The 25,110-nt window shown below is 61.7% G+C and carries 26 protein-coding genes and 1 pseudogene; 12 read left to right on the top strand and 15 right to left on the bottom strand.

All coding sequences use genetic code 11. The features are described from left to right. The first annotated feature begins 36 nt into the window (after positions 1 to 36). A complete protein-coding gene (locus EB233_RS27830; RefSeq protein WP_244277647.1) occupies positions 37 to 1,056 on the top strand; it encodes an HD-GYP domain-containing protein in 1,020 nt (339 codons plus the stop codon). Between the two features lie 134 nt (positions 1,057 to 1,190). Then, positions 1,191 to 1,553, top strand: coding sequence for a DUF302 domain-containing protein (locus EB233_RS27825; protein ID WP_064989175.1), 363 nt, complete (start codon positions 1,191 to 1,193; stop codon positions 1,551 to 1,553). A gap of 33 nt (positions 1,554 to 1,586) precedes the next feature. Here the strand turns inward: EB233_RS27825 and EB233_RS27820 are convergent, their stop codons facing one another. The 6 genes and pseudogenes from EB233_RS27820 to EB233_RS32280 form a co-directional block, all read right to left on the bottom strand. After that, on the bottom strand, positions 1,587 to 2,054 hold the full coding sequence (locus EB233_RS27820) for a group III truncated hemoglobin (protein ID WP_171892268.1): 468 nt from the start codon (positions 2,052 to 2,054) through the stop codon (positions 1,587 to 1,589). Positions 2,055 to 2,069: 15 nt separating this feature from the next. Further along, a complete protein-coding gene (locus tag EB233_RS27815; RefSeq protein ID WP_064989176.1) occupies positions 2,070 to 2,930 on the bottom strand; it encodes an SUMF1/EgtB/PvdO family nonheme iron enzyme in 861 nt (286 codons plus the stop codon). A gap of 59 nt (positions 2,931 to 2,989) precedes the next feature. Further along, positions 2,990 to 4,096: a copper-containing nitrite reductase gene (gene nirK / locus EB233_RS27810; RefSeq protein ID WP_064989177.1), complete on the bottom strand. Its 1,107-nt coding sequence runs from the start codon at positions 4,094 to 4,096 to the stop codon at positions 2,990 to 2,992. 251 nt (positions 4,097 to 4,347) lie between these two features. Then, positions 4,348 to 4,794, bottom strand: a complete 447-nt coding sequence (locus tag EB233_RS27805) for a pseudoazurin (RefSeq protein WP_027056232.1) — start codon at positions 4,792 to 4,794, stop codon at positions 4,348 to 4,350. A 153-nt stretch (positions 4,795 to 4,947) separates the two neighbouring features. Further along, positions 4,948 to 5,460 (bottom strand): NnrS family protein, encoded by a 513-nt coding sequence (locus EB233_RS32285; RefSeq protein WP_343064841.1) that lies wholly within the window; start codon positions 5,458 to 5,460, stop codon positions 4,948 to 4,950. Positions 5,461 to 5,497: 37 nt separating this feature from the next. Next, a pseudogene (locus EB233_RS32280) lies at positions 5,498 to 6,148 on the bottom strand (NnrS family protein); the annotation flags it as partial. Positions 6,149 to 6,375: 227 nt separating this feature from the next. Between EB233_RS32280 and EB233_RS27795 the strand changes: the two are divergent. Beyond that, positions 6,376 to 7,080, top strand: coding sequence for a Crp/Fnr family transcriptional regulator (locus EB233_RS27795; protein ID WP_064989178.1), 705 nt, complete (start codon positions 6,376 to 6,378; stop codon positions 7,078 to 7,080). On the opposite strand, the gene EB233_RS27790 is transcribed toward EB233_RS27795, so the two are convergent. From EB233_RS27790 to EB233_RS27780, 3 genes are all read right to left on the bottom strand, one after another. Further along, complete coding sequence (locus tag EB233_RS27790) at positions 7,077 to 7,256, bottom strand: DUF1858 domain-containing protein (protein WP_425487719.1); 180 nt, start codon at positions 7,254 to 7,256, stop codon at positions 7,077 to 7,079. The genes EB233_RS27795 and EB233_RS27790 overlap by 4 nt on opposite strands. A gap of 239 nt (positions 7,257 to 7,495) precedes the next feature. Continuing rightward, positions 7,496 to 7,903: a hypothetical protein gene (locus EB233_RS27785; RefSeq protein WP_064989180.1), complete on the bottom strand. Its 408-nt coding sequence runs from the start codon at positions 7,901 to 7,903 to the stop codon at positions 7,496 to 7,498. After that, entirely contained in the window at positions 7,881 to 8,246 is a 366-nt protein-coding gene (locus EB233_RS27780) for a hypothetical protein (protein ID WP_155765333.1), read from the bottom strand. Before EB233_RS27780 ends, EB233_RS27785 begins: the two co-directional genes overlap by 23 nt. A gap of 14 nt (positions 8,247 to 8,260) precedes the next feature. Here EB233_RS27780 and EB233_RS27775 point away from each other — a divergent pair, with 14 nt between their 5' ends. From EB233_RS27775 to EB233_RS27760, 4 genes are all read left to right on the top strand, one after another. After that, positions 8,261 to 8,803 carry a cytochrome b gene (locus EB233_RS27775; RefSeq protein WP_064989181.1) on the top strand — a complete coding sequence of 181 codons (543 nt, stop codon included), beginning with the start codon at positions 8,261 to 8,263 and terminating at the stop codon, positions 8,801 to 8,803. 71 nt (positions 8,804 to 8,874) lie between these two features. Beyond that, the gene (locus tag EB233_RS27770; RefSeq protein ID WP_064989182.1) at positions 8,875 to 9,201 is read left to right on the top strand and encodes a PepSY domain-containing protein; all 327 of its coding nucleotides are present in this window, start codon (positions 8,875 to 8,877) and stop codon (positions 9,199 to 9,201) included. Beyond that, positions 9,201 to 9,866, top strand: a complete 666-nt coding sequence (locus EB233_RS27765; protein WP_064989183.1) for a response regulator transcription factor — start codon at positions 9,201 to 9,203, stop codon at positions 9,864 to 9,866. Before EB233_RS27770 ends, EB233_RS27765 begins: the two co-directional genes overlap by 1 nt. After that, the gene (locus EB233_RS27760; RefSeq protein ID WP_064989184.1) at positions 9,863 to 11,209 is read left to right on the top strand and encodes a sensor histidine kinase; all 1,347 of its coding nucleotides are present in this window, start codon (positions 9,863 to 9,865) and stop codon (positions 11,207 to 11,209) included. The genes EB233_RS27765 and EB233_RS27760 overlap by 4 nt, the downstream gene beginning before the upstream one ends. 7 nt (positions 11,210 to 11,216) lie before the next feature. On the opposite strand, the gene EB233_RS27755 is transcribed toward EB233_RS27760, so the two are convergent. From EB233_RS27755 to EB233_RS27740, 4 genes are all read right to left on the bottom strand, one after another. Beyond that, entirely contained in the window at positions 11,217 to 12,728 is a 1,512-nt protein-coding gene (locus EB233_RS27755; protein WP_064989185.1) for an RnfABCDGE type electron transport complex subunit D, read from the bottom strand. Beyond that, on the bottom strand, positions 12,725 to 13,414 hold the full coding sequence (locus tag EB233_RS27750; RefSeq protein WP_244277649.1) for an FAD:protein FMN transferase: 690 nt from the start codon (positions 13,412 to 13,414) through the stop codon (positions 12,725 to 12,727). The genes EB233_RS27755 and EB233_RS27750 overlap by 4 nt, the downstream gene beginning before the upstream one ends. Before the next feature lie 58 nt (positions 13,415 to 13,472). Beyond that, positions 13,473 to 14,312: an FMN-binding protein gene (locus EB233_RS27745; protein ID WP_064989187.1), complete on the bottom strand. Its 840-nt coding sequence runs from the start codon at positions 14,310 to 14,312 to the stop codon at positions 13,473 to 13,475. Positions 14,313 to 14,721: 409 nt separating this feature from the next. Further along, the gene (locus EB233_RS27740; protein ID WP_027056222.1) at positions 14,722 to 15,564 is read right to left on the bottom strand and encodes a LysR substrate-binding domain-containing protein; all 843 of its coding nucleotides are present in this window, start codon (positions 15,562 to 15,564) and stop codon (positions 14,722 to 14,724) included. 93 nt (positions 15,565 to 15,657) lie between these two features. On the opposite strand from EB233_RS27740, the gene EB233_RS27735 reads away from it, so the two are divergent. Beyond that, positions 15,658 to 16,659 carry a bile acid:sodium symporter family protein gene (locus EB233_RS27735; protein ID WP_244277650.1) on the top strand — a complete coding sequence of 334 codons (1,002 nt, stop codon included), beginning with the start codon at positions 15,658 to 15,660 and terminating at the stop codon, positions 16,657 to 16,659. A gap of 128 nt (positions 16,660 to 16,787) precedes the next feature. On the opposite strand, the gene EB233_RS27730 is transcribed toward EB233_RS27735, so the two are convergent. Continuing rightward, positions 16,788 to 17,750 (bottom strand): dihydrodipicolinate synthase family protein, encoded by a 963-nt coding sequence (locus EB233_RS27730; protein WP_064989189.1) that lies wholly within the window; start codon positions 17,748 to 17,750, stop codon positions 16,788 to 16,790. A gap of 107 nt (positions 17,751 to 17,857) precedes the next feature. On the opposite strand from EB233_RS27730, the gene EB233_RS27725 reads away from it, so the two are divergent. Together EB233_RS27725 and EB233_RS27720 are read left to right on the top strand one after the other, a co-directional pair. Then, a complete protein-coding gene (locus EB233_RS27725; RefSeq protein ID WP_064989190.1) occupies positions 17,858 to 18,898 on the top strand; it encodes a proline racemase family protein in 1,041 nt (346 codons plus the stop codon). Between the two features lie 63 nt (positions 18,899 to 18,961). Further along, positions 18,962 to 20,089: a serine hydrolase domain-containing protein gene (locus EB233_RS27720; protein ID WP_064989191.1), complete on the top strand. Its 1,128-nt coding sequence runs from the start codon at positions 18,962 to 18,964 to the stop codon at positions 20,087 to 20,089. Between the two features lie 293 nt (positions 20,090 to 20,382). Here EB233_RS27720 and EB233_RS27715 read toward each other — a convergent pair whose 3' ends face one another. Continuing rightward, the gene (locus tag EB233_RS27715) at positions 20,383 to 21,705 is read right to left on the bottom strand and encodes an MFS transporter (protein ID WP_064989192.1); all 1,323 of its coding nucleotides are present in this window, start codon (positions 21,703 to 21,705) and stop codon (positions 20,383 to 20,385) included. 213 nt (positions 21,706 to 21,918) lie between these two features. Here EB233_RS27715 and cyoA point away from each other — a divergent pair, with 213 nt between their 5' ends. Together cyoA and cyoB are read left to right on the top strand one after the other, a co-directional pair. Then, positions 21,919 to 23,100 (top strand): ubiquinol oxidase subunit II, encoded by a 1,182-nt coding sequence (gene cyoA / locus EB233_RS27710; RefSeq protein WP_064989193.1) that lies wholly within the window; start codon positions 21,919 to 21,921, stop codon positions 23,098 to 23,100. A gap of 10 nt (positions 23,101 to 23,110) precedes the next feature. Then, positions 23,111 to 25,108 carry a cytochrome o ubiquinol oxidase subunit I gene (gene cyoB, locus EB233_RS27705; RefSeq protein WP_064989194.1) on the top strand — a complete coding sequence of 666 codons (1,998 nt, stop codon included), beginning with the start codon at positions 23,111 to 23,113 and terminating at the stop codon, positions 25,106 to 25,108. Positions 25,109 to 25,110: the final 2 nt, after the last annotated feature.

Genomic DNA, 25,110 nt, shown 5'->3' with positions numbered 1-25,110 from the left:
AAGATCCTGATCGTCGAAGACAATCGGACAAACCGCATGCTGATGGAAATGCTGGTCGGCCAGATCGCGAACTGTTTGGCCATCAGCTATTCAGCGCCGGTCGACGTGTTGCGCGATTTAGCCACGATGTCGTTCGATCTCGGCATCGTCGACTACCAGATGCCGGGCATCAACGGCACCGAGCTCATCGAGCGCATCCGGCTCGAACAGCGGTTTGCCGACACGCCGTTCGTCATGGTGACCGCCGATGGCGATGCCGCCACGCGCATCGAGGCGATCCATGCCGGCGCCACCGAATTTCTGCACAAACCCATAGAACCGGTGGAATTCCAGGCCCGTATGAGGAACCTGGTCAGGCTGTGTGAGGCGCAAAGACAACTTGTTCATCGGGCTGAGTGGCTGAAAATCGAGGTGGAAAAGGCCACGCAGGAGCTGCGCGACCGCGAAGAAGAAATCATCAAGCGCCTGACGCTGGCTGCCGGCTACAAAGACCGGGAAACCGCCATGCACACGATCAGGATGGCCCACTACGCCTCCGTCCTGGCCAGCCATCTCGGCTTCTCCGCCGAGCAATGCCGCGACATCCTTCTCGCGGCGCCAATGCACGACATCGGCAAGGTCGGCATTTCCGATGCCATCCTTTTGAAGCAGGAACAACTCAGCACCCTTGAAAAGCTGCGGATGAACGAGCACACGCGGATCGGCGCCGCCATCCTGGCTGGGTCGACATGCGCGTTGCTGCAGCTTGCCGCGCAAATCGCCGAAACGCATCACGAACGTTGGGACGGTACAGGGTATCCAAACGGGTTGGAAGGCGAGTCCATTCCGCTTGTTGGGCGTATTGCCGCTATTGCCGACGTCTTCGACGCGCTCACCTCGGAGCGCCCATACAAGGCGGCGTGGCCGATCGAGCGTGCCTTTGGCTATATCCAGGAACAATCAGGAACGCAGTTTGATCCGCGATGCGTGAGGGCGCTGCTGGCGGCGTTCGACGAGTTTCTTGATGTAAGAGCCGCCTATCCCGACGATCCGGCGGAGAAGCGCTATGTGGCTTGAGCTGCGCGCAAGTGCACACGGACGCGCCCAGAGGCCTTGTTCTCCAGCAGGGACGCGAAGATTGCGCCAGATCAATGCGAAACGGCATACTTGCGTGAGAAACCCGTCAGACATGCGCGGGAGCACACCATCTCATGTCCACTGGCGTCAGCAAGATGATCCGTATGTCCTTGGCCGAAGCCGTCCCCTATGTCAGCAAGAAATTGGCCGATCACGGCTTCCAGGTGGTTCAGTCTGTCGGGATGAGAAGCCAGAAACGTGCACAGGACGGTTCCAGAACGGGTGGCTTCAAGGTGCTTGGCGTGTCTAATCCCCAAGTCCTGTTCGAGTCGCGAAATGGAGTGGCTATTCCTGTCTGGTGCAACGTGTTGCTGTCTGAAAGCGGTGACAGCGCGGTCAAGGTCCTCGCTGTAGACCCGTTGCCCTCGGTAGCCGCTTCAGATCGCTCTGCAATGGATGTCCGCATGGCCCTGTCGAGGGCGATCCACAGCCTCTGAGGCTGGCAGATGGCGATCGCTGGAGTTCGATCCTCACAGGGCACCGTCGCCTGGGTGGCGTTGTCCCACATCAGGAGGCCCGAGGCGAAAGAACATCGCCAACCTCAAGCTTTTGGCGATGCGCTCGGCTCGCGCGACAAACACTGCTGCCGTGTCGGGAGCGAACAACTCCGCCGCCGTCGTGGCAAACAGGGCTTGCCAGATTTCGAAATCCGCTTCGGTGACGCCCTGCAGCTTGGTGTGTGCCGGCACCGGCCGTCCGTGGTAGTCACCACTCTTGAGGATGACGGAACACCAGAAGTCCGTCATCTTTTCCAGGTGGGGCTTCCAGTCGCTGCTTATCTCACGGTCGAATATCGGCCCCAGGCGCTCGTCGTTCCTGACCCTGGCATAAAATTCTCGAACCAGTTTGTCTATCGATTGCCGATCGACGCCGGCATGATCCAAAGGCTCTTCCGCGACAGGAACCACCCGCTCGATTGGTGCGGAATTGAAAGTCATCCATGCTCTCCGCGGTTACGAGATGCCCAACTCGCGAAGAGCGGACCGTAACATCCCCGATCGTTCGTGGACGAGCCGGAAACCCAGATTGTCAGGTGGGGTCCCGACCGCGCAACCACCGCTCTTGCCGTCCCGGATGAAGTTCGACATGTAGGTGCGATGGAAACCTTCCACGGCGTGTACGCCGCAATTTTCAATGGAATCCTCCGCCTGTGTGCCGTCGCTGGCGATTGTCGTGTGGACGTAGCAGGTGGATGTCCATTCCCATACATTACCCGCAATGTCGGCCAATCCCTTTGAGTTGATCCCGAACGCCCCTTGTGCCCTGGGCTCCGGATCGGGCAAGCGCCCGAGCGAAGTTTCCTTGCGATACTGGTCAAGCCAACGCTGTGCCGGGTTGTTCGGGTCGCTTGCGTTTCCCTCTATGTCGCCCCGGAAACGTTCGCCGGCCGCATAGGCCCATTCGAGGTCCGTCGGCAGTCGCCAGGTTTCACCGGTGCGTTCTGACAGCCACTTTGCATAGGCTTCGGCGTCAATGTGACTAACGCCAGTGACCGGAACGTCGCCAACCCTGCGCATATCGGCCGGTTTGCAGGCGCCGTCGCCAACGCAGCGCGCATAGTCCGCCACGCTCACCTGATACTTCATGATTTCCAACGGCGTATCGATAGTCTTTCGCATGACCGGCGCCACGACGGGATGATTGTCCCGCAGGAATTCGCCGGGCATGGGGTGGTCGAATGCGCCAGGCTGCAGCACTGCGGATACCGGAGGAGATAATGGCGACGCCGGGCTGCCGACCTCGTTGGCTATGCCTAGGCCGATCAGCGCGGCGGCTCCGATGACGCCGAATGTGAAGACAGGATCAAAGGACATGAAGGTAAGATCCGGTGATGGATGCAACCCCGTGGGGCTGCATCCTCTTCTGTCCTGTTTCAGGAAGCGATCGCTTTCGGCGCTGCAACCTGGGTCATCAAGTCGTCGTTCCAGGTGCCGCCGTCGACCGTGAAGTGGGCTGTAGCGCCCAGTTCAACCGCCTCGATCAGATTGTGGTTGACATAGGCGTAGACGCCGGGCTGCAGGAACGTGTAGAGCGCCGCGCCCGCCGACCCACCACGGATGAACCATGTTTCGAGATCCTTGGCCGGGGGATTGGCAAATTTGCCCTGTTCCCAGACGAAGTCACCATGACCACCAATCAGGTGGGGACGAGTGTCGCGGTTGGCCTGGGAATGCACGATGAGGATCGTTTCCCCAACCTTGGCCTTCATTGCATGCTCGCCGGTGAGCGATCCCGCCTTGCCGTTGAACACGACATGGGTGGGGATCAACCCGCGCATCACTTTCACGGTGTCGTCATAGTTGTCGCCGGCCGAGTCATACTTCTTGAATTTCCCCTGTTCGTCGCGCGGGATGTAGAAGTCGTTTTCGCCTACATAGTAGATGCGGTCATAGTGGATCGACTTGCCTTTGTCGTCTTTCAGCCCGTCGCGCGGCAGCACCATGACTGCTCCACTCATGCCCGACACGACATGCCACGGGATCATCGCGCCGCCGGGCGCGCAATGATAGACGAACGTGCCTGGCCGGGTGGCCTTGAAGCGCAGCGTGACCTGCTCGCCAGGATTGATCAGCGTCAGTCCGCCGCCGCCGAGCGCGCCGGTCGCCGCGTGGAAATCGATGTTATGAGCAAGCGTATTCGTATCGGGGTTGATGAGGGTGAGCTCGATGTAGTCGCCTTCATGCACCACCATCAGCGGGCCTGGAATTGACCCGTTGTAGGTCATCGCGTTCAACTGCGTGCCGTCGGCGTCGATGACGATCGGCTTTTCTTCGATTGTCATCGTGAATTCGACCACCTTCGGCCCGCCCTTGGCGACCTGCTCATGGGCATGGACGAAAGGCGGCGCCACCAGCGTGACCTTTTCGCGTGGCAGGCCGGCGACGTCCTTCGCACTCGCTGCTGCCGGCATTGCACTTAGGGTGGCAACGGCAGCAGCCGTAAGAACAGATCCCAACAAAGCTTCACGTCTGGTAAGCATCTTAATCTCCTTCGTTTCGGGCCGTTGATGCTTACTGTGTAGGCGCATGGATCAAGATGTTCTTTGCGCTAACGCAAACCGGACGTGACAGGTGATTTTTTCTTCGTTGAATACTGCCTTCGCACGGAGGCTGCCAGTCATTGTCGGGGGCATTGGAACGAAAGAGGCCGGGCTGGACCTCTCCCCAGGTCCGCCCGGCCTTCCCCTCCGGACATCGCCGGGACGGAGGGGTGTCTGTGGCGCAGACATCTTCAGTTGGACACTGCCTTGCTTGCTTCGGCGAACAGTTCGGCGAACACTGGCTTGGCCTTGCCGATCTGCTTGACCGCTTGCGCTGCGTCCAGGTTGACGGGCTTGCCGACCAGGATGAGCGCGACCATGCCCATACCATAGTGGGGAGCGCACTTGACGCCATAGAAACCCTCCTTGGTGAGGGTCACGGTGATTTCTTCGCTCGGCTTTCCCTTGAAGGGTTCGGCGCCATCGGGGATCATGTCCTTGATGGACTCGGCGTTATGGGTCTTATCGGTCGGTACGAATTTGATCGTGTCGCCGGGTGCTGCGCGAACAAAGGCAGGCTGAAAGACCATTGAACCCTTCTCGCCCTTGTTCAGCATCTGCACGACGTGTTCTTCGGCATTTGCCGCACCAGCGAGGGAAAGCAGCGCAACGGCCGCGGCGATCAGGGGCAGTTTCATTTGGGGTATCCTTTCTAGGGTTGTCCACGGCACTTACCGTTGCCCCCTTCTAGTCCGTGTCCTGATATTGCGATTTGCGCTGGCGCAAATTGGCCAGCGAATAATCTCGGACACCGGCAATAATGAACGGTGGCGGATGCCGGCCGCCTTTCATCAGACGGAATTCGCTGGGCGACGCGCCTGCAAACGCGGCCGAACGAGCATTCGCCCGAACAGAACCACATAGCCGAAGAACGCAATAACCCAGAGCGCCGCCGCCATATGCAGAAGCGATACGGCCGCCGGTTCAAAAGCCGCGGCTATTCGCAGTATCGCCGCGAACAGGACTGCTGCGAACATCAAACATGTGCCTGTATCCGCCCGCAATTCGCGGCCGGTGTGGCCTAACGTGGCGCGCGACATGACAGAAAGCGTCATGCAAGCCAACGTCCCAACGCCGAACGCATGGATGCCGGCGGCAGCAGGAACCTGTCCTGGAAGAAGAACGGCGAGGCCGCTCACGAACAGGCCGATCGGAACGAAAGCAAAGGACAGGTGAAGGATCAGGACCAGAGGATCGCGCAACGAACGGTCTCCAGCCCAGCGGCCAAGCCTGATGACATTGAGAAGTGCCGCTGCGATCAGAATTGTCCCAGTGCTGGGGTTGCCTGGAAAGACTCCAGGCAACCAATCCGAATGCCGAGGACAGGATCGTTATTCCGTCGAACCTGCTGAACGGAACTGGCAAGCGCCCAGGTCTCTCTCGCGCCAGCCAGTTGCGGGTGAAGGATGGAATGATCCGGCCACCGATGACCATGACTAGGACAACCGCGGCGGCGAGGCCGAGGCGGCGGCTGATATCCGTCACCCCTTGAGAATGTGCCTCGATGTGAAACATGATGTTTGCCGCCAGCAGTGCTGTCACAGGCAGCAGCACCTTGAGATTGCGCCAGTTTCTGCCGGCGACGATTTCCGTCGCGGCGGCAACGACGACTGCAAGAAGAAAGCCGCAATCGACAAGGGCGGCAAGCAGCCAGCCAGTCTGCGAAGAACAGAAGACGACGACCCGCCCCGCGCACCACAGCAACACCAGCGCCAGCAAAGGCAGCCCCTGCAAAGGCAGCCGGCCCGTCCAGTTTGGTATTGCAGTCAGCAGAAAGCCCGTGATGACGGCAGCCAGATAGCCGAACAGCAATTCGTGGACATGCCAGTCCACTGGCAAGAAGACGCTGAAGGTTTTGAGTTTGCCGTAGTACAAAGGCAGCCAGACAAGAATCGCGGCCCCGCCAAACAGCGCGCCCAGCAGGAAGAACGGCCGGAACCCGTTGGAGAGAACCGCCGGATATTTGCCTGGACGCGTGCGTGGAACTGCCATGACTTCCCCTGAAGCAAGAATTTCGGCAACAGGAATAGGACCTTTCCGCAGCTGCCACGAAAGGCCTTTTAGGCCAGGCCGGGCATTCCGAACTTGCCCCTGCGCAAACAACTTCGATATCTTGAAAACCTATTGCCATCTTGCTGTTTGCCAGTCAGCCATGAGACAGTCGGCAGCCAGGTGGCAAAGGCTGCCTTGCCCGCGGACAAATTCAGAAGGACATAACCTTGGGTAGCCTTGATCCCTCGCTGATTTCGGGGCTCCCGGTCTTTGAGGGACTGTCCCCCACGGACCTCGACCGTATCGTTGGCCAGGCGAGATCGCTTCGGATCGCCAGGGACCAGCCGGTGTTCGAACAGGAGCAGGAAGCGCATTCGTTCTTCCTGTTGCTCGACGGTCATGTACGGGTCGTGAAATCGACCCCGGACGGTCAGGAGGTGACGGTGCGGTACATCAGTCCCGGCGAATTGATGGGAATTGCCCACGCGCTGGGCAGAACCACCTATCCGGCGAATGCCATGGCTGCCGTCGATTGCGTGGCTCTTGCCTGGCCAAGCCGATTGTGGCCGGCTTTCGCTGCCGATTATCCCAGTTTTGGCGCCAACACCTACAAGGTCGTAGGCAGCAGGCTCCAAGAGGCGCACTCGCGCGTTATCGAATTGGCCACCGAACAGGTCGAACAGCGTGTCGCTCATGCATTGCTTAAACTGGTCAATCAGGCAGGCAAGAAGACGGAGGAAGGCATTCTGATCGACTTCCCGATTACGCGTCAGAACATAGCCGAGATGACAGGAACGACCCTGTTCACGGTAAGCCGGTTGTTGTCGGCCTGGGAGGATCTTAACTTCGTAAAGGGCGGCCGCCAGAAAGTGACCGTGGTCGCGCCGCACCAGCTCCTTTTGATCGCCGAAGGCAGGGCGCGCAAGAGCTAGTCCTTGCCGACCAGGGCGTCTTGCAAATCCTGGTTCAGTTGCTGCTCGTTGAGATCGTGCTCGCGTGCCGCGTCCGAAATCGTATGGAACGAAGCTATCGGACAGCCGACGCAAAGCATGCCGTGCCGGAGCACGATACGGATGGCCGCAGGCGACATCCTCATGATTTCGTCCATTGTGGCATCGTCGCTGAATTTAGGTTCCATGGCTTCTCGTCCGCGCCCCAAGGCGGATACCCTGCGCCCGTTATGCCTGCGTTTCGTTGCGCTGGCACAAAGAGCAAGCAACGGTCGAGAGTGGCAAGCCGGCGACGGACTGGAGCGGGCAAGGGTAAATCACAGGTAGATGCCTGATCGGTGCTGTCTCGAGTGCATGTCGCCCGGGAGTGCATGTCGTCCGGGGCAGGATAGGAACGTCAGTCCTTTAGGAGCTTTGCAAAACTCAGGCTGTTGGGGCAGAAATCCTGATAGTGGCTTTCGAAATCGAAGGCGGACAGGTGGTCGTGGCATTCCCGACGATGCGGGCAGGTGATGCAGATGCGCGACATGCCAGCGCGCGCCGCCTGTAGCGACTGAAAGCTGTCAGGATCAATGCCTGCTGAACGCATCGCGGACACAAGCAGGTCTTCCGACGCGTAAGGCAGCCGCATGGCGTCATCGAACTCACGTCGCGACAGACCGATCTCGTCCAGAATCCTTCCGCATACATCTTGGCCTTGTTCCCAAAATTCCTTCCTCGCCGCCTTGCTGCGCTCGCGGTCGACCAGAAAGGAAAGTGCAAAGCGCCATGCTTCAGCGCCTTCATTTTCGGGTTTGCCTGCCATGCCTGTTCTCCGGTTGCCTCGATCGCGCCCACGCAAAAGAAGTCGGCCCGGTAAATAGGGCCGAAAGATCGCTGGCGCCTTGCGCTAGCGCAAAGTCTTCTGGTGCGCGGAAGATGACAATGACGTGGACGCCCTTGTCGTAGCCCGGGCGCCATCGGCGCGCCAGAATTGTCAGCGTCCTGACAGGTTCGATGATCCAATGTTTTTTCATCATGCGAAACCTGGTCTTGCCCGGGTGACGGAAATTGTTCACGCTGCCGAAGACGTCGTTCTCGCAGGCACGCTCCGACCGATGTTGATCAGCCAGATCACGCTTCAACCGGACCGCTGCTGAAAAGTTCAAACTGGAATCCTCGAATGAATCCCGCCTATGCCAGCTCTCAGAAAGCCATTCACTGGGTTGTGTTTGTGCTGGTCATCGGGCTTTACGGCCTTACCTACGTTGCCGATATCTTCCCACGTGGTGATCCCGGCCGCGCAGCCGTGTGGTGGCTTCACATTTCATTCGGGTTGCTGCTTTTCGCGCTGGTTGTCATTCGCGTCGGCCTGCGGCTGGCACTGGGCACGCCGGGCCTGCCGCCGGAAATGTCACAGCTTGAACGATGGGCGGCCAAGATTGCGCATCTTCTGCTCTACGCGCTGCTGGTGGCAATTCCCGTTCTCGGTATCATTCTGACCTGGTATCGGGGCGATGCCTTGAGTTTTTTCGGGCTCTTCACCATCCCGGCTCCTGTTTCCGCCGACCGCGCGATCGCCGGTTTCATAAGGAGACTGCATAGTCTTTGTGCCGATCTGATCCTTATCCTTGCGGGATTGCATGCAGCTGCCGCGCTTTGGCATCATTATGTCTGGAAGGACGATGTGCTGAGGCGAATGCTGCTGGGAAAAAGTGGCTCGTGATGGCCGTTTGGGCGGCGCCGGTGCGGTTTAGGCGGCGTCTTGCGGCTTACACTGGCGCACGCGGTTCCTGGATGAAGCCCGCTCTGAAGTGCCTCGCGATACTGGGTTTCTACGGGCTCTTCCTTGCCGGCCCGCTTACCGCCCGCGCCGATGTCGACGATGACGGCGATCATGATCGGGCGCGCGACCTCTATGAACGTGGCGAAATAAAGGGACTTTCATCCATCCTGGACCTGGTCCATTCCGCCGCCCCCGGCGACATTGTGGCCGTGGATTTTATCCGGATCGCCGACAGGTGGGTCTATCGGTTCCAGATCGTTGTCGCCGATGGACATCGCAGGATCGTCGATGTGGATGCCGGCGCCGGGGTGCTGATGCGCAGCGGGGGAGGCGACTGATGAAGGTTCTCCTCGCCGAGGATGAATCTCGTATCGCCGGCGACATCACGGCCGTCCTCAAGGCGGCCGGCATGGCTGTCGATGTTGTACGCGATGGGGAGGCCGCCTGGTTCGCAGGTGATGTAGAGAACTATGATGCGGCGATCCTGGATCTTGGATTGCCAAAACTCGATGGCTTGACCGTGCTGAAACGTTGGCGGGCCAACGGACGACGCTTTCCCGTACTGATCCTGACCGCGCGAGGTCTGTGGACCGAGCGCGTCGAGGGCATCAATGCCGGCGCCGACGACTACTTGCCCAAGCCCTTCGAAATGGAAGAGCTGCTGGCGCGGCTGCGCGCGATTCTGCGCCGCTCAGCCGGTCAGGCGGCGCCCGTGCTGATATCCGGGCCGTTGGTGCTGGACACGCGCCAGATGCGTATTTCGTTGCGTGGCGTTCCCGTCGCCTTGTCGCCGCTTGAATATCGGCTGATGGCTTTCCTGATGCACCATGCCGGGCGGGTGGTGGCGCCGACCGAACTCGCGGAACATCTGTACGATTCCGGTAATGATCGCGATCCCAACGCAATCGAGGTCATCGTCGGGCGGCTGCGCCGCAAGCTCGGCAACGATGTCATCGAGACACGGCGCGGGTTCGGATACTTCATGCCCGACGCGCCTTCATGATGGGCAATTCGATCCGCTTCAGGCTCTGGTCGGCTGCAGCCATCTCGATCCTTGTCGCCCTTGCCATCGCGGGGTTTGGCCTGCGCTATCTGTTCGAACTGAATGTAGAACGGCGCGTTGTCAGTGAGCTGACCGTCGATCTCAACGAATTGATTGGCTCTGTCAGTTTCGCGGCCGATGGCCGGCTCTTGGTCGTTTCGAACCTCACCGACCCGCGCTTCATCAATCCACTGTCCGGGCACTATTGGCAGGTGGAAGATCTGGCCAGCCACAATCTGGTCCGTTCGCGTTCGTTGTGGGACGCAACGCTGACATTGCCGCAACTGGTCGACAGCGGCGAATTGAAAAAGATTGAGGAGCTCAAAGGTCCGGGCGGCGAACTCACCATTGCTGTCGAGCGCACCATCACCGATGCCGATGGCCGGTCCTTTCGCGCTATCGTGGCGGAAGACCATCGCAGCGTGGAGCTGTCGGTGAACGAATACGTCTGGGATCTCGCGCCGGCGCTTATCATGCTCGCCGCGGCCCTCATGGCGGCTTTCTTCATCCAGATCACCGTTGGTCTCGCGCCCCTGGAAAACCTGAGGGTCGCCGTCCGACACGTGATCGCCCAGCGAACGGCGCGGCTTGACGTGGCGGCCCCAAGCGAGGTGCAGCCGCTTGCCGACGAAATAAACCGCCTTCTCGATGCGCAGGAGAAGGCTCTCGCACGAGCGCGAGGCCGCGCCACTGACCTGGCACACGGACTTAAGACGCCGCTGCAGGTGCTGTCAGCGGACATTCGGACCTTGCGCAAGAAGGGCGAGACCGAGCTCGCCGACGATATCGAGAAGAGTGCGGGGGCGATCCGTCGCCACGTCGAGCGGGAACTGGCCCGGGCTCGTTTGGCTCCCGGCGTATCCAGCAAGGCATCGTGCCTGGCCAGGGAGGTCGCCGCTGGCGTCATCGCCGTCGTCAGGCGCACCCCAACCGGCAAACAGCTCGTGTTCCGGATCGACATTGCGGCGGAACTTCTGGCACCTGTCGATGAAGGCGACTTGTCGGAGATATTGGGCAATCTTGTGGAGAACGCGGCACGCTTCGCAAGATCCTCGGTCCAGGTCAAGGCATGGGCAACCGAAGGCGATCTGTCCATCGCGGTCACCGATGATGGGCCGGGCATCCCCGATGTGGATAGGGAGGCTGCGTTGTCGCGCGGCGTGCAGCTGGACAGCAAGGGCGGCAGTCACGGGCTCGGCCTCGCCATCGTTTCAGACATCGTCGAAGCCTATGGCGGACGCCTGACACTGACCAATGCCGATCCCGGCCTTGTGGTGACCATAACCTTGCCCCGCCACAGCTGACCGGCGCTCAGGCAAATCCTGGAAAATAGTCCACCTTTATCTTCGAACGGCGAACACCCATCGCCAGCAGCTCGCGGCGGAGCACCTTGACCATGGCTTGCGGGCCGGAGATGTAGAAGGTTCGCTCGAGATAGTCGGGGATGGCCAGGCGCACAAGGCGCGCATCGATGTAGCCAGGATACTGCCCGCGCTCGGCTCCCTTGGCGATGGCGAGCACCGTCTTTACGCCCAGCTCTCTTTTTGCCGCGCCGAGCACATCGCGATAGGCGATGTCCTGCTGGGTCTCGGCTCCGTACAGGACGACGATCGGCCGCCTTTCACGACTGTCGATGAGATACTGCAGCATCGAGCGGAATGGCGTGATGCCGATGCCGCCGGCCAGGAAGGCGATCTTGGTTTCCGGATCGGCCGGCAGGGTGAAGTCGCCGGCGAGTTGGGAGGCGTGGATCGTACTGCCCGGCTTCATCGCGCCCAGGGCGTGCTTGAAGGCGCTGGACCGCGGATAGAACTTGACGCCAAGTCTCAGCGATTGCTCCGTGGGCGCTGATGCGACCGTGAAATAGCGGCGATTGCCACGATTGTCCGAACGGTCGAGACCAAGCGTCCATTCCAGATACTGGCCGGCCTGGAAGGCGAGCTTGCGGGGTGAGCTGAAGATGAAGTCGTAGCTGTCGATGGCGGATTGCTCGATGCGTTCGAGCGTCAGCACGAAGCGTCCTTTCGGGCTCACCGCGTAGGCGAAGAGATTGCCCGCCAGAAGCGCCAGTTCGGGAGTGAAATAGAGCGGGCCGACGTGGATGTTGGGGGCAAACAGGAAGCCGACGATGGCGGCAAAGGCGATGCGTGGCCAGCGCGTCGTCGGCGCCGTCAGCGGTTCCGTCAGCATCACGAAGGCGAAGAACAGCAGCGGCGACGAGCCTAGTGTCTCGGTCAGTGCGGTCGCATATTGCGACGGGTCGGTCGTCGAGAGGGTTACCGCCAGTGCAACTGTCATGAAGGTCACGACGAGATCGAGCCGGCGCAGCTTGCGCACGATGAGCAGGCCACCGCCAATTACGACTGGAAGCAACGGCAGATTGCCTCCGACCCACCAAGTGGCCGGTTGGTCTAGCAACAGCGCGGTCAACGCCACGCCCAGCGCCGCGGGGTTGAACAAGTGCTTCCTGCCGATGGCGAGGATGAACTTGGATGAAATCGCCCAGACGCAGGCGAAGATCACCGCGCCGATCCCTGTAGCGTCCGTAACGGCCACCGGATCCACGATAAGCGCCAGGATCAGGGCGGTGATGTATACGGACTCGCTATTGGCGGGAACCCGAAACACCGCGGCGAAAACCCGGTTGGTGATCCAGCATGTGGCCAGCATCACGCCCGTCGTGAAAGCGAGTGCAAGCGGATCATGCGGCACAAGCCCGAAGAAGCCGAGTACGAGGGCCGTGCCCAGCAAGGCGATCAGGTAATAGAGGACCAGCCGATACATGGTCTGATGGTCGAGAAACCGGTCGATGGCCTTGATCATGATTTGCAAAAAGCTCCGAAGCCGCTTGTCGGCGTGGCACGGCCGTTGCTGTCGACGACATAGCCCTCGAGGCCTGCCGTCTGCTCGAGAAACAAAATTCCATTCCGGCCCATGGCAAAGGCGGCGGTGGCGAAGCGATCGGCCTCGAACACATCCGACCCGATCACGGTCAAGCTGACGATCTCGGTAATCGGATCGCCGCACCCAAGCGGATTGTAGATGTGCTGCCCGCGCACGTAGGTGCCGGAGGTGGCGACCCCGTGTCCCCGTGGATAGACGATCTTGATGATCTCGTCGGCATTGAAGGGGTTGCGGATGCCGACGCTCCAGTCGAGGCCCGAAGCGTTCGTGCCGCAAGACTGGATGTCGCCGCCCGCCTCGATGAAGAAATCGTCGACACCTGCCCGTTGAGGGATCGCGGAAGCATTGCGGATGGCCCAGCCTTTGACGATGCCGGAAGGGTCCAGCGAACCGTCGGGGCGGCGGATGTCAAAAAAACCATTCGTCTGGTTTTTGGTGTGTTCGGCGAGGGCCATCACTTCCATCATCTCGCCGCTCCAGTCGCGAACCGGGAGATCCCCCCGATTGATGGCTGAAATCTCGCTGTCGGCCCTGTAGGTGCTGAAGCGCCGGTCGACGCACTCGAAGTAGTCGAAGACCGCGTCGACAAGTGCCTCGCCCGACACGCCGCCAATGTCGACGGTGATGGGCATGCCCATCAAGATCCTTGTGTCGCGCATTGAACTAGGACGACGCTTGCTTCAAGGCGCCAGCGAGCGATTGCCTGAAGGCCCGGCTGGTCAATGTCGCGCCCGAGATGATGTCGACATTGGCACTTTGCGCGCTGATCGCCTCATCGCGCAGCATGGGCAGGGCCTGCCTGTTGATGTTGACGGAGGTTCGCCGGTCGCTCGGGTATTTCAGCACTTTCAGTGATGTGAGACGACCGCCCTGGATCGATGCCTGAATCTGCATGAGACCGTAATAGGCATCCGTGACAGGACCAATATATGTGCCATCGGCAAATCCGTGGCCGGCCGGCTTCGTGCCACGATTCACCGTTGCCTTCATGCCTGCCTTGATGACGCGGGCTGGGCTTTGCGGATAATCCGGCCTCGGTTGGGGAACGGGAATGTAGACCGCCGGCGTGGCGGCGAAGGCCATTGTCTGTGGCGCGGCGTCGGCGATGATCTCAGCCGGAACCCGCTTCGACAATTCAGGGGGTGGCAGGGAAGTCTTCGGCTGGTCAAGCGCAATCGGCGACTGTTCGGTCGCGGTCGGCCTCGCAGCCTGCTCGCTCGGAGCGGGTGCGAAGATCGCCGCGGTCGTTTCATTGCCGACTTTGCCCGCCGGGGTGGCTGGCGGCAGCACGCTCTGCTGTACAGGCATGCGAGCGAGCCGAGGAGGCGGCGTAACCGGCGCGACCGGAGCAGATGCCGGATCGCCCGCCTCCTGCACACTCTTGCCAACGGTCGAAGCATCCGTGGTGTCGGTGATGTCGATGGCGGGGGCCTTGGCCGGCTGCTCCCAGACGTAGGCGCCCGAAGACGCGAGCACGAAAAACGATAGGGCAATCTTTTTCATCAGGGTCCGAATTTCCGAGTTGAAGCCTGTGAATGTGACGCCACCGCAGGCTGTTTCGACGCAATATCTCACGACGAAGCTGACAACTGGCTGTCAGCGCACTCGTCCGGAGCGATTTGCCGGCAGGCTCGACGGATATGTTCGTGCCGTGAAATCGACGCAGGACGATCATGCGGCGAAGGGCGGTTCATAAGTCCAAGGGAATTGCCGGGCATCGCCCACGCGTTAGGCCGCACGCAGGCGTTTAGCCGCCAGCCCATTGGCAACACTGGCCATGATCGGCGACGATCCCGGTGATCAGTTCAAGGGTCGCTGGGATCGCGGAGCAGAAAAACAAGCAAAAACAATGGTGTACATAGCGGAGCAATCCCTGCCAACGGTATCATCGGCAGGTGCCTTGCGTGACGGGTCAGCGCAGGCCTTTCACCTTGGTCAGAATATCCTCCGAAAGCGCTGAGACGAGTGCCCTGTCGGCGCCTTTGCTCGGGATCAGGACAAATTCCACATCCTCCAGCTGCGGCAGGCTGCCGATTTCCTTCAGGCCCGAAGGCGACATGCTTTGCGGTTGCACCAGAACCCCCATGCCCGCCCGGGCGGCGGCCGTCAGTCCGCTCAGGCTTCCGCATGTGCAGACAATGCGCCATGGCATGCGGTGCCGTTCGAGCACCTCCAGCGCGATGCTGCGCGTGACGCTCGGCGCTGGGAAGGCGATCAACGGCAAGGCCGCCAGCGACAGGACATGTTCGGGATCGCGGGCGAGCCAGACAAGCGGTTCGCGATAGACGAGCCGGCCACGGCTGTCGCCCAGCCGCCGCTTCGCCAGAACGAGATCGAGCTCGCCATTGTCCTGCATCTGGTAGAGCACGCCGCTAAGCGCCACGGTCAGTTCAAGATCAACGGATGGGTGAGAGCGGACGAAATCCTCCAGCACCAGCGGCAGGCGGCTGGCAACCAGGTCCTCGGATACGCCGAGCCTCAAGGTGCCGCGCAGCCGCTGCGCGGTGAACAGCGCCTGCACCTGTCCCTCTATGGACAACATGGTGCGGGCATGGCCGAGCAGGGCTTCGCCATCGGGCGTCAGCATCACCTTGTGCGTATCGCGGGCCAGCAACTGCCTGCCGATCGCGGCCTCCAGCTTGCTTATGTGCTGGCTGACGGTCGATTGCCCGAGCCCCAGCCGCTCGGCGGCGAAGGTAAAGCTTCCCATCTGCTGGACGGTGACGAAGCTGCGAAGTTGGACCAGATCGAGCATCGATATCTCAAAGTACGATAACTGTTATTCCTTGTATCCTGTTTCGCAATGTTCGAAAAGGCCGCGTTGGACCTGCTCTGGAGAGACCATGACATGCGCCGTTTTCTGCCGGACTCCTTTCTGATCCTCCTGCTGTGCACTGTCGCGCTTGCATCGGTGGCGCCTGCTACAGGGACGTTCGCGAAATGGTTCGCGGTCGCGACCAATCTCGCCGTGGCACTTCTGTTCTTCCTGCATGGCGCGAGGCTCTCGCGCGATGTTGTTGTCGCCGGCCTGATGCATTGGCGCCTGCACCTGGTCATCCTTCTGACGACCTTTGGCCTGTTCCCGCTGTTGGGCCTGGCGCTTGGCTATCTGCCTGCCTCGATCCTCCCCAAGCCGCTCTACCTCGGCATTCTGTTTCTGTGCGTCCTGCCGTCGACGGTCCAGTCCTCGATCGCATTCACCTCGATGGCCGGCGGAAATGTCTCCGCCGCCATCTGCTCGGCCTCCGCCTCCAACATCTTCGGCATGTTCCTGACGCCCTTGCTCGTCGGGCTGCTGTTCTCCATGGGCGGGCATGGCGGATTCTCGTGGGATGCGGTGAGCCAGATCCTGATGCAGCTGCTCCTGCCCTTTGCGCTTGGACAGCTCCTGGAGCCCCGGATAGGCGGGTGGATACGCGCTCGCAAGACATTGCTGATGCCTGTTGATCGCGGCTCGATCTTGATGGTGGTCTATCTGGCCTTCAGCACGGCGGTCGCCGAAGGGCTGTGGCACATGTTCTCGTTGCGCGACATCGCCGTGGTCGTTGTCGCCGACATGGTGCTGCTCGGCGTGGTGCTCCTGTTGACGACTTTTGGCAGCCGGCTTCTCGGCTTCGACAAGGCCGACCAGATCACCATCACCTTCTGCGGCTCGAAGAAGAGCCTGGCGAGCGGCGTGCCGATGGCCAACGTGATCTTTGCCGGCCAGGGCGTCGGCGCGATCGTTCTGCCGCTGATGCTCTTCCACCAGGTACAGCTCATGGTCTGCGCGATGATCGCCCAGAAATATGGCCAGGCGGCGAACCGATCCGCCGTCCGGGAAGCCGAGCCGGCGGCCTCGGTGGCTTAATGCATGTCACCCAGAAGTGCGCAGCGGTTCTGGGACAACGACATGCATCAAAATAGAGGCATTATTTTCTTGCGAGCCTGGAACCGACATGACGAGAAGTCGAGCGTCCCCGGCCGGCAACAGAAATTTCAGGCCGCGTATCTCGCCGCCACGCCGGGCTGCCTCGACCACTGTGCATACCAGCTGTCGAACAGTTTCAGCTGCGTTTCGGCATACCCGCGCTGGCTGTCGGTCAGCACGTCCGTTTCGTTGAAGTGCAGCTCGTATTCGGGAGCTCCCTTCAGCACCATCATGTGCTTGAAATAGAGCACCAGGTCGGGGCCTTCGTCGAAGGAGGATAGCACCGCGAGCGCGGCGTCCAGTTCCAGAGCGCGCTGACGGGCCTCGACGTCGCCCTTGGCTGCCGCCTGGCTCAGCGCGACGAGGTGCAGCACCTCCTTCGGCAATACGTTGCCGATGCCGGTGATGGCGCCGGACGCGCCGCAATTGACGAAACCGTGGTAGACCGCGGTGTCGACGCCGATCATCAGCGCCACCTCATCGTCGCGGCTGGTGATGTTTTCGGCGGCGTAACGCAGATCCGACGGGCCGCCGAACTCCTTGAAGCCGACCAGGTTCGGATGTTCGGCGCGCAGTGCGAAGAACAGGTCCGCACGCGTGGCAAAGCCGTAATAGGGGCTGTTGTAGATGACCGCCGGCAGGTTTGGCGCGGCGGCAAGGATTGCCTTGAAATGATGGCGCTGCGCCGTCACCGACGGCCCGCGCGACAAGACGCGCGGGATAACCATCAGGCCCCGTGCGCCGACCTTCTGGGCGTGCGCCGCGTGGGCCACGGCCTTGGCGCTGTTGACCGCACCGGTTCCCACGATCACCGGCACGCCGGCCTTCACCAGGCGCTCGACGCCCTCCATTCGCTGCTCGTCGGTCAACAGTGGCCAGTCGCCCATCGAGCCGCAATAGACGACGGCCGACATGCCGGCCGCGATCAGCTCGCGTCCCTTGCGCACCAGCGCGTCGAAGTCAGGCTGGCGGTCCTGCGTGCACGGGGTCATCAACGCCGGCATGCAGCCGGAAAAGACATTGGCGGTCATTCGAATTCTCCTTGAGGCCAGCACGCGGATTGGTCAGTTTGTCCCGAAGCGGCATGGCTTGCCAAGCAAAATAGTCGTAGTCGCGCAAACCAGCACGGGGAGCACCAATGCGCACCAGAACCAGCATTCATGTCGTCGGCTGCCATGCCGAGGGCGAAGTCGGCGACGTCATCGTCGGCGGCGTGCTGCCGCCGGCGGGCCGTACGATGATGGAAAAGATGATCACGATGGAACGTGATCACGACCACATCAGGCGCATGCTGATCTGCGAGCCGCGCGGCAGCGTCGCGCGCCACGTCAATCTCCTGGTCCCATCGACGCGCGAGGATTGCGCCGCCGGCGCCATCATCATGGAGCCGACGGAATATCCGCCGATGTCCGGTTCCAACACCATATGCATCGCCACTGTGCTGCTCGAAACCGGCATGGTGCCGATGCAAGAGCCCGAGACGCGCTTCAAGCTCGACATGCCGGGCGGCGTGATCGAGGTGCGCGCCGAATGCCGCGACGGCAAATGCGTGTCGATCACCTTCCGCAACGCACCCGCCTTTGCCGAACGTCTCGATGCATTGATCGAGGTTGAAGGGCTTGGCGCGCTCACGGTCGACGTCGCCTATGGCGGCATGTTCTATGCCATCGTCGACGCCAAGGCGCTCGGCTTCTCGGTCGCCCCCGACGAGGCTCGTGAACTGGCGGTGGCCGGCGAGAGGATAAGGCGGGCCGCGCGCGAACAGCTTGACGTCTTCCACCCCGAATTCGCCCATGTGCGCGGCGTGTCGATCGTGCAGTTCGCCATGCCGTTCCAGGGACCGGGCAACGTCACCCGCAACACCTGCATCGTCTCGCCCGGGCGTTCGGACCGCAGTCCGACGGGAACCGGCACATCGGCCCGCATGGCCGTGCTGCAGGCCCGGGGCTTGATGGGCGTCGGCGACGTGCTGATCCATGAATCGATCATCGGCTCGCGCTTCACGGGCAGGATCGTGGAGCTGTCGGAAATCGCCGGGCGCAAGGCGATCGTCCCGGAGATCACCGGCCGGGCCTGGATCACCGGCGAGCACAGCTACTATCTCGATCCGACCGATCCTTATCCCCAGGGCTACGTGCTGTCGGATACCTGGGGCACATCCACCTCCACGAAGCAGTAGATCGGGGCCGGCAATAGTCTACGGTGGCATCCCGTCACGTCCGTGCCTGGTGAGAATTCGTGCATGAATATAGATGGTATCTGCGATCCGCGCTTTGCCGCCGTGCGCGAGGCATTCGCCGAATGTCTCGCCCAAGGGCTGGAACATGGCGGTGGCGTATCCGTCGTCGTCCATGGCAGGACTGTCGTCGACCTGTGGGGCGGCCATGCGGATGCCGCGCGAACCCGCCTTTGGCGGCAGGACACGCTCATCAACGTCTGGTCCTCCACCAAGGGCGTCGTGGCGCTGGCGATCGCAATGTTGGTGGAGCGCGGCAGACTGGACTATGCCGCACCAATTGCCCGCTACTGGCCGGAATTCGCGGCCGGCGGCAAGGAGCGCATCACGCTTGATCAGGTGATGTCGCATCAAGCCGGGCTGAATGGTCTTGCCGTGCCGATGGACGAAAAGGGTTTGCTCGCGTGGACGCCTTTTGTCGACGCGCTTGCGGCCATGTCGCCACTATGGGAGCCCGGCAGCCGCTCCATCTATCACGCCCTGACCTACGGCCATCTTGCTGGCGAAGTGCTGCGACGCGTCGACGGGCGAAGCATTGGCCGCTTCATCGCGGAAGAGATCGCGGGCCCGCTTGACGCCGACTTTCATGTCGGTCTGCCCGACCGCGAGGATTCCAGGGTCGCCGAAATGATCGAGGGCCCCAAGGCTTCGGACTGGGTCGACTTTGTCCGCGCTTCGCCATTTCCCCACGCAAGCCACAATCCGGCGCCCCGCGCATTGGCTCCCAACGACCGCGCCTGGCGCGCAGCCGAAGTGCCGGGCGGCAATGGCCAGTCGACGGCGCACGCACTGGCACGCATTTACGGCATGATGGCGGCCGGCGGTGTCTGGCAGGACCAGTCTCTGATCAGCCGCGCGGCAATCGAGGCGGCGACGTACCTCCGCTTTCGCGGCACGGATGAAAGCTTTGCCTCACCGGCCGCCTTCGCCGCCGGCTATCAGATGGAGGATCCTGTCTATGCCGGCCGTGCGTCGCCGCAAACTTTCGGCCACACCGGCTGGGGCGGCGCCATCGGCTTTGCCGATCCCGGTGCTGGCGTCGGTTTCGGCTATGTCACCAACCGCATGCTGGGTTTTGACGATCTCGACCCACGCCGCAAATTATTGATCGACGCCGTTTACGACGCCCTTTGACCGGGTTTGTCCGAACAGGTCTTTACGCGTCACACTACCCCGGCTCCATCTCGTCCATCATCTGCTTGACGGCATCGGCGGCCTTGCTCATCCCCGCTTCATCGATGGCGGCGACAGCCTCGGCTGCCGCTTCGGACATGCCGTTGCTGCGCGCCAGGTCGGCGAGGTCCTGGTCGCCTTGCGTCTGGCAGTGGGCGGAACATCAGTCGGGCTTGCCCGGCTCGGTATCGTTGCTGCTCATGCTGGATCGCCCGTGCCATCGGCCACATCATCCGCAATCGCGAACCGCGAAATCAATCGGGTTGACGGTCCGCGGCAGGACGGCGCCCGTCGATCCATAGCGCAAGCAGGGTGCAGGCAGCGCCCGACAACAGATAGGCGCCGGCGGCGATGAGACCGAAATTGCCGGCCAGCAGCAGGGCTGCCAGCGGCGCGAAGCCAGCGCCGAACATCCAAGCCAGATCCGAAGTGATCGCCGAGCCGGTATAGCGATGCCGCCGCGAAAAGCTCGAGGCGACGACGCCAGACGATTGCCCGAAACTCAGCCCCAGCAGGATGAAGCCCAGCACCATGAACAGCGCCTCGCCGACGGTCCCGCCATCCAGAAGCTGCGGGGCAAAGCCGCTGAACGTGGCGATGGCGATCGCCGAACCGCCGAGCAGCGCACGGCGTCCGACGCGATCGGCCAACGGCCCTGACGCGACGATGGCTCCGATGCCGAACAGCGCGCTCACCGCCTCGATCACCAGAAAGCGCGCCGGTCCCTCATGGGTGAACAGGAACACCCAGGAGAGCGGAAACACCGTCACCATATGGAACAGGGCGAAGCTCGCCAGCGGCGCGAAAGCGCCGATGACGACGTTGCGGCCCTCGGCCTTGATCGTGTCCCTGATGCGCGTCGGCTGCAGGTCGCCGCTCTCGTACAATTTAGAGAATTCGGGCGTGACGACGATGCGCAGCCTGGCGAACAAGGCCACGACATTGATGGCGAAGGCGACGAAGAACGGATAGCGCCAGCCCCAGGCGAGGAAGTCGTCGGCCGACAGATTGGCGACGAAGAAAGCGAAGAGAGCGCTTGCTACGATGAGACCGATCGGCGCGCCCAGCTGCGGGATCATGGCATAGATGCCGCGCCGGTTCCGCGGCGCGTTCAGCGCCAGCAGCGAGGGCAGTCCATCCCATGTTCCGCCGAGCGCCAGGCCCTGTCCGATCCGGGCAAGTGCCAAAAGCCAGATCGCGACCGCGCCGATATCGCCATACCCCGGCAGAAACGCGATGGCGACGGTCGAGGTGCCGAGCAGGAACAGCGCGATCGTCAGTTTCGCGCCGCGGCCATAGGCACGGTCGATGGCCATGAACAGCACGGAGCCGAAAGGGCGCGCAACGAAGGCGAGCGCGAAGATACAAAAGGAATAGAGCGTTCCAACGAGCGGATCATGCGTCGGAAATATGAGCTTGGGAAAGACGATGACGGATGCGATCGCATAGACGAAGAAGTCGAAGAACTCCGACGTCCTGCCCACGATCACGCCGACAGCGATATCGCCCGCGCTGACCTGGCCATGATGCGAGCCGATCAACTCGCTGTTCGTTTCGGCAGTCGAAGTCTGAGCCATCTTGTCCGTCGCCGCGTGGATTGAACTGTCCAGGATCCAATTTCGGGGGAATCCCCAAGGGGTGCCATTGTGCACTGCACACTGCGCCAAAGCCATGCCGGCTGGGCATTGGACAAATTGTCCAATGTTGCCGTCGCGCCGCCAGCTGTAGCCCTTAATTGATACCGCACTGCAACATGAACGGTTGCCGCGGTCCATCGAGGGCAGCGTTTGATGAAACGATTTGGAGCCTTGCTTCTGTTCCCCCTGGCCGGGTTGTTGAGCGGCTGCGACCTGGTCGTGCTCGCGCCCGCCGGCGATGTCGCGGCCCAGCAGCGCGACCTGCTCGTGGTCTCGACCTTGCTGATGCTGATCATCATCGTGCCGGTCATGGCGCTGACCGTCTTCTTCGCCTGGCGCTACCGGCAATCCAATGCCTCGGCGACCTATGCGCCGGATTGGGACCATTCGACGAAACTGGAACTGGTGATCTGGGCAGCGCCGCTGCTCATCATCATCTGCCTTGGCGCGCTGACCTGGCTCGGCACGCACTTGCTCGACCCCTACCGCCGCATCGACCGCATAGAACCCGGCCAGCCGGTCACCGAGCTGCACAAGCCGCTCAAGGTCGAGGTCGTGGCGCTCGACTGGAAATGGCTGTTCATCTATCCGGACTATGGCATCGCCTCCGTCAACGAACTGGCGGCGCCGGTCAATCAGCCGATCGACTTCCGCATCACATCCTCGGCGGTGATGAATTCCTTCTACATCCCCGCCCTTGCCGGGCAGATCTATGCCATGCCGGGCATGGAGACCAAGCTACACGCCGTCATCAACCGGCCGGGCACCTATAGCGGCTTTTCGGCCAATTACAGCGGCGCCGGCTTTTCGGGGATGCGCTTTGCCTTCCACGGCCTGTCCGACCAGGCCTTCGACCAGTGGGTGGCACAGTCCCGGACAGCGTCGGCGGCGCTCAACCGCGACACCTATCTCGAACTCGAAAAGCCGAGCGAGAACGAGCCGGTCCGCCACTATGCCTCCGTCGATCCCGACCTTTATGGCGCCATCCTCAATTTGTGCGTCGAGCGCGGCAAGATGTGCATGAACGAGATGATGTCGATCGACGCCAAGGGCGGCCTCGGCCTGGCGGGCGTGCGCAACACGCTGCCGCTGCAATACGACAAGCTCGCCCGGCGCGGCGCGGTGTTCGGCAACGATCCGTCCTACGTCGCCAGCATCTGCACGGCGGAAGAGGCCGCCGCCGTCTCGCGCGCTTCCCGCGATACCTGGCCGACATATTGGCCGGCCAAGAATCTGTCCCCGCTGCGTGGGGCGGGGCTGCTGCGACCAGGGACGGACAGCCGTAGCGCCGAGGCGGAGACGACGCCGCTCGGCCTGCTGCGGCGTGAACTGTGAGAGAAAGCCGATGCCCGATTCGCTGACCAAATTCATGTTCGGCCGCCTCACCTGGGACTCGCTGCCGCTGCATGAGCCGATCGTGGTGGCCACTTTTGCCGCGGTGGCGCTAGGCGGCATCGCGCTTCTTTGCGTCATCACCTATTTCAAGCTGTGGACCTACCTCTGGCGCGAATGGTTCACCAGCGTCGACCACAAGAAGATCGGCATCATGTACATGGTGCTAGGCCTGGTCATGCTGCTGCGCGGCTTCTCCGACGCCATCATGATGCGCCTGCAGCAGGCCATCGCCTTCAGCGGTTCCGAGGGCTACCTCAACTCGCATCACTATGACCAGATCTTCACGGCGCACGGCGTGATCATGATCTTCTTCGTGGCGATGCCCTTCGTCACCGGGCTGATGAACTTCGTCGTGCCGCTGCAGATCGGCGCGCGCGACGTGTCCTTCCCCTTCCTCAACAATTTCTCTTTCTGGATGACGGTCGGCGGCGCCATCCTGGTCATGGCCTCGCTGTTCGTCGGCGAATTCGCCCGCACCGGCTGGCTTGCCTACCCGCCACTCTCGGGCATCGGCTACAGTCCCGACGTCGGCGTCGATTATTACATTTGGGCGTTGCAGGTGGCGGGTGTCGGCACCACGCTGTCGGGCATCAACCTGATCTGCACCATCATCAAGATGCGCGCGCCCGGCATGACGTTGATGCGCATGCCCGTCTTCACCTGGACGTCGCTGTGCACCAACGTGCTGATCGTGGCATCCTTCCCGGTGCTGACGGCAGTGCTCTCGCTGCTGGCGCTCGACCGCTATGTCGGCACCAACTTCTTCACCAACGATTTTGGCGGCAACCCGATGATGTATGTGAACCTCATCTGGATATGGGGTCACCCGGAAGTCTACATCCTCATCCTGCCACTGTTCGGCGTCTTTTCCGAAGTCACCTCGACCTTCTCCGGCAAGCGCCTGTTCGGCTACACCTCGATGGTCTACGCCACCGTGGTCATCACCATCCTGTCGTACCTCGTCTGGCTGCACCACTTCTTCACCATGGGCTCCGGTGCCAGCGTCAATTCCTTCTTCGGCATCACCACGATGATCATCTCGATCCCGACCGGGGCGAAGATCTTCAACTGGCTGTTCACCATGTATCGCGGCCGCATCCGCTTCGAACTGCCGATGATGTGGACGATGGCCTTCATGCTCACCTTCACCGTCGGCGGCATGACCGGCGTGCTGCTTGCTGTGCCGCCGGCCGACTTCGTGCTGCACAACAGCCTGTTCCTGATTGCGCATTTCCATAACGTCATCATCGGCGGCGTGCTGTTCGGCCTGTTCGCCGGCATCGCCTACTGGTGGCCCAAAGCCTTCGGCTTCAAGCTCGATCCATTCTGGGGCAAGGTGTCGTTCTGGTGCTGGGTGGTCGGCTTCTGGTTCGCCTTCATGCCGCTCTACGTCCTCGGCCTGATGGGCGTAACGCGCCGCATGCGCGTCTTCGACGACCCCTCGCTGCAGATATGGTTCGTCATCGCCGCTTTCGGCGCCGTACTGATCGCAATCGGCATCGCCGCCTTCCTGATCCAGATCTACGTCTCCATCCGGAACCGCGACGCCTTGACTGACCCGACCGGCGATCCCTGGGATGGCCGCACGCTGGAATGGTCCACGTCTTCCCCGCCGCCTGCCTATAACTTCGCCTTCACGCCTGTCGTGCGCGACAACGACGCGTGGTGGGACATGAAGAAGGCCGGTTACGTCAGGCCGCTCTCGGGCTTCAAGCCGATCCACATGCCAAGCAATACCGGCACCGGCGTCATCCTCGCCGCCTTGAGCGTGGCGCTCGGCTTCGGCCTCATCTGGTACATCTGGTGGCTGGCAGCGCTGAGCTTTGTCTGCCTCATCGCCACCGCGATCGGCCACACCTTCAACTATCACAGAGACTTCCACATTCCGGCTGCCGAGGTCACGCAGACGGAGGAGGCGAGGACGACGCTCCTCGCCGCTCAGGGCTAGGG

Source organism: Mesorhizobium erdmanii (assembly GCF_013170725.1).
GTDB lineage: Bacteria > Pseudomonadota > Alphaproteobacteria > Rhizobiales > Rhizobiaceae > Mesorhizobium > Mesorhizobium erdmanii.
The sequence above is the reverse complement of the archived record's forward strand: the minus strand, read 5'-3'. Positions and strand labels throughout refer to the sequence as shown.

Coding starts and splice junctions, on each gene's coding strand:
- EB233_RS27830 (WP_244277647.1), top strand. CDS start 37: ATGCTGATGGAAATGCTGGTCGGCCAGATCGCGAACTGTTTGGCCATC.
- EB233_RS27825 (WP_064989175.1), top strand. CDS start 1,191: ATGTCCACTGGCGTCAGCAAGATGATCCGTATGTCCTTGGCCGAAGCC.
- EB233_RS27820 (WP_171892268.1), bottom strand. CDS start 2,054: ATGACTTTCAATTCCGCACCAATCGAGCGGGTGGTTCCTGTCGCGGAA.
- EB233_RS27815 (WP_064989176.1), bottom strand. CDS start 2,930: ATGTCCTTTGATCCTGTCTTCACATTCGGCGTCATCGGAGCCGCCGCG.
- nirK (WP_064989177.1), bottom strand. CDS start 4,096: ATGCTTACCAGACGTGAAGCTTTGTTGGGATCTGTTCTTACGGCTGCT.
- EB233_RS27805 (WP_027056232.1), bottom strand. CDS start 4,794: ATGAAACTGCCCCTGATCGCCGCGGCCGTTGCGCTGCTTTCCCTCGCT.
- EB233_RS27790 (WP_425487719.1), bottom strand. CDS start 7,256: ATGGACGAAATCATGAGGATGTCGCCTGCGGCCATCCGTATCGTGCTC.
- EB233_RS27785 (WP_064989180.1), bottom strand. CDS start 7,903: ATGGCAGGCAAACCCGAAAATGAAGGCGCTGAAGCATGGCGCTTTGCA.
- EB233_RS27775 (WP_064989181.1), top strand. CDS start 8,261: ATGAATCCCGCCTATGCCAGCTCTCAGAAAGCCATTCACTGGGTTGTG.
- EB233_RS27770 (WP_064989182.1), top strand. CDS start 8,875: ATGAAGCCCGCTCTGAAGTGCCTCGCGATACTGGGTTTCTACGGGCTC.
- EB233_RS27765 (WP_064989183.1), top strand. CDS start 9,201: ATGAAGGTTCTCCTCGCCGAGGATGAATCTCGTATCGCCGGCGACATC.
- EB233_RS27760 (WP_064989184.1), top strand. CDS start 9,863: ATGATGGGCAATTCGATCCGCTTCAGGCTCTGGTCGGCTGCAGCCATC.
- EB233_RS27755 (WP_064989185.1), bottom strand. CDS start 12,728: ATGATCAAGGCCATCGACCGGTTTCTCGACCATCAGACCATGTATCGG.
- EB233_RS27745 (WP_064989187.1), bottom strand. CDS start 14,312: ATGAAAAAGATTGCCCTATCGTTTTTCGTGCTCGCGTCTTCGGGCGCC.
- EB233_RS27740 (WP_027056222.1), bottom strand. CDS start 15,564: ATGCTCGATCTGGTCCAACTTCGCAGCTTCGTCACCGTCCAGCAGATG.
- EB233_RS27735 (WP_244277650.1), top strand. CDS start 15,658: ATGCGCCGTTTTCTGCCGGACTCCTTTCTGATCCTCCTGCTGTGCACT.
- EB233_RS27730 (WP_064989189.1), bottom strand. CDS start 17,750: ATGACCGCCAATGTCTTTTCCGGCTGCATGCCGGCGTTGATGACCCCG.
- EB233_RS27725 (WP_064989190.1), top strand. CDS start 17,858: ATGCGCACCAGAACCAGCATTCATGTCGTCGGCTGCCATGCCGAGGGC.
- EB233_RS27720 (WP_064989191.1), top strand. CDS start 18,962: ATGAATATAGATGGTATCTGCGATCCGCGCTTTGCCGCCGTGCGCGAG.
- EB233_RS27715 (WP_064989192.1), bottom strand. CDS start 21,705: ATGGCTCAGACTTCGACTGCCGAAACGAACAGCGAGTTGATCGGCTCG.
- cyoA (WP_064989193.1), top strand. CDS start 21,919: ATGAAACGATTTGGAGCCTTGCTTCTGTTCCCCCTGGCCGGGTTGTTG.
- cyoB (WP_064989194.1), top strand. CDS start 23,111: ATGCCCGATTCGCTGACCAAATTCATGTTCGGCCGCCTCACCTGGGAC.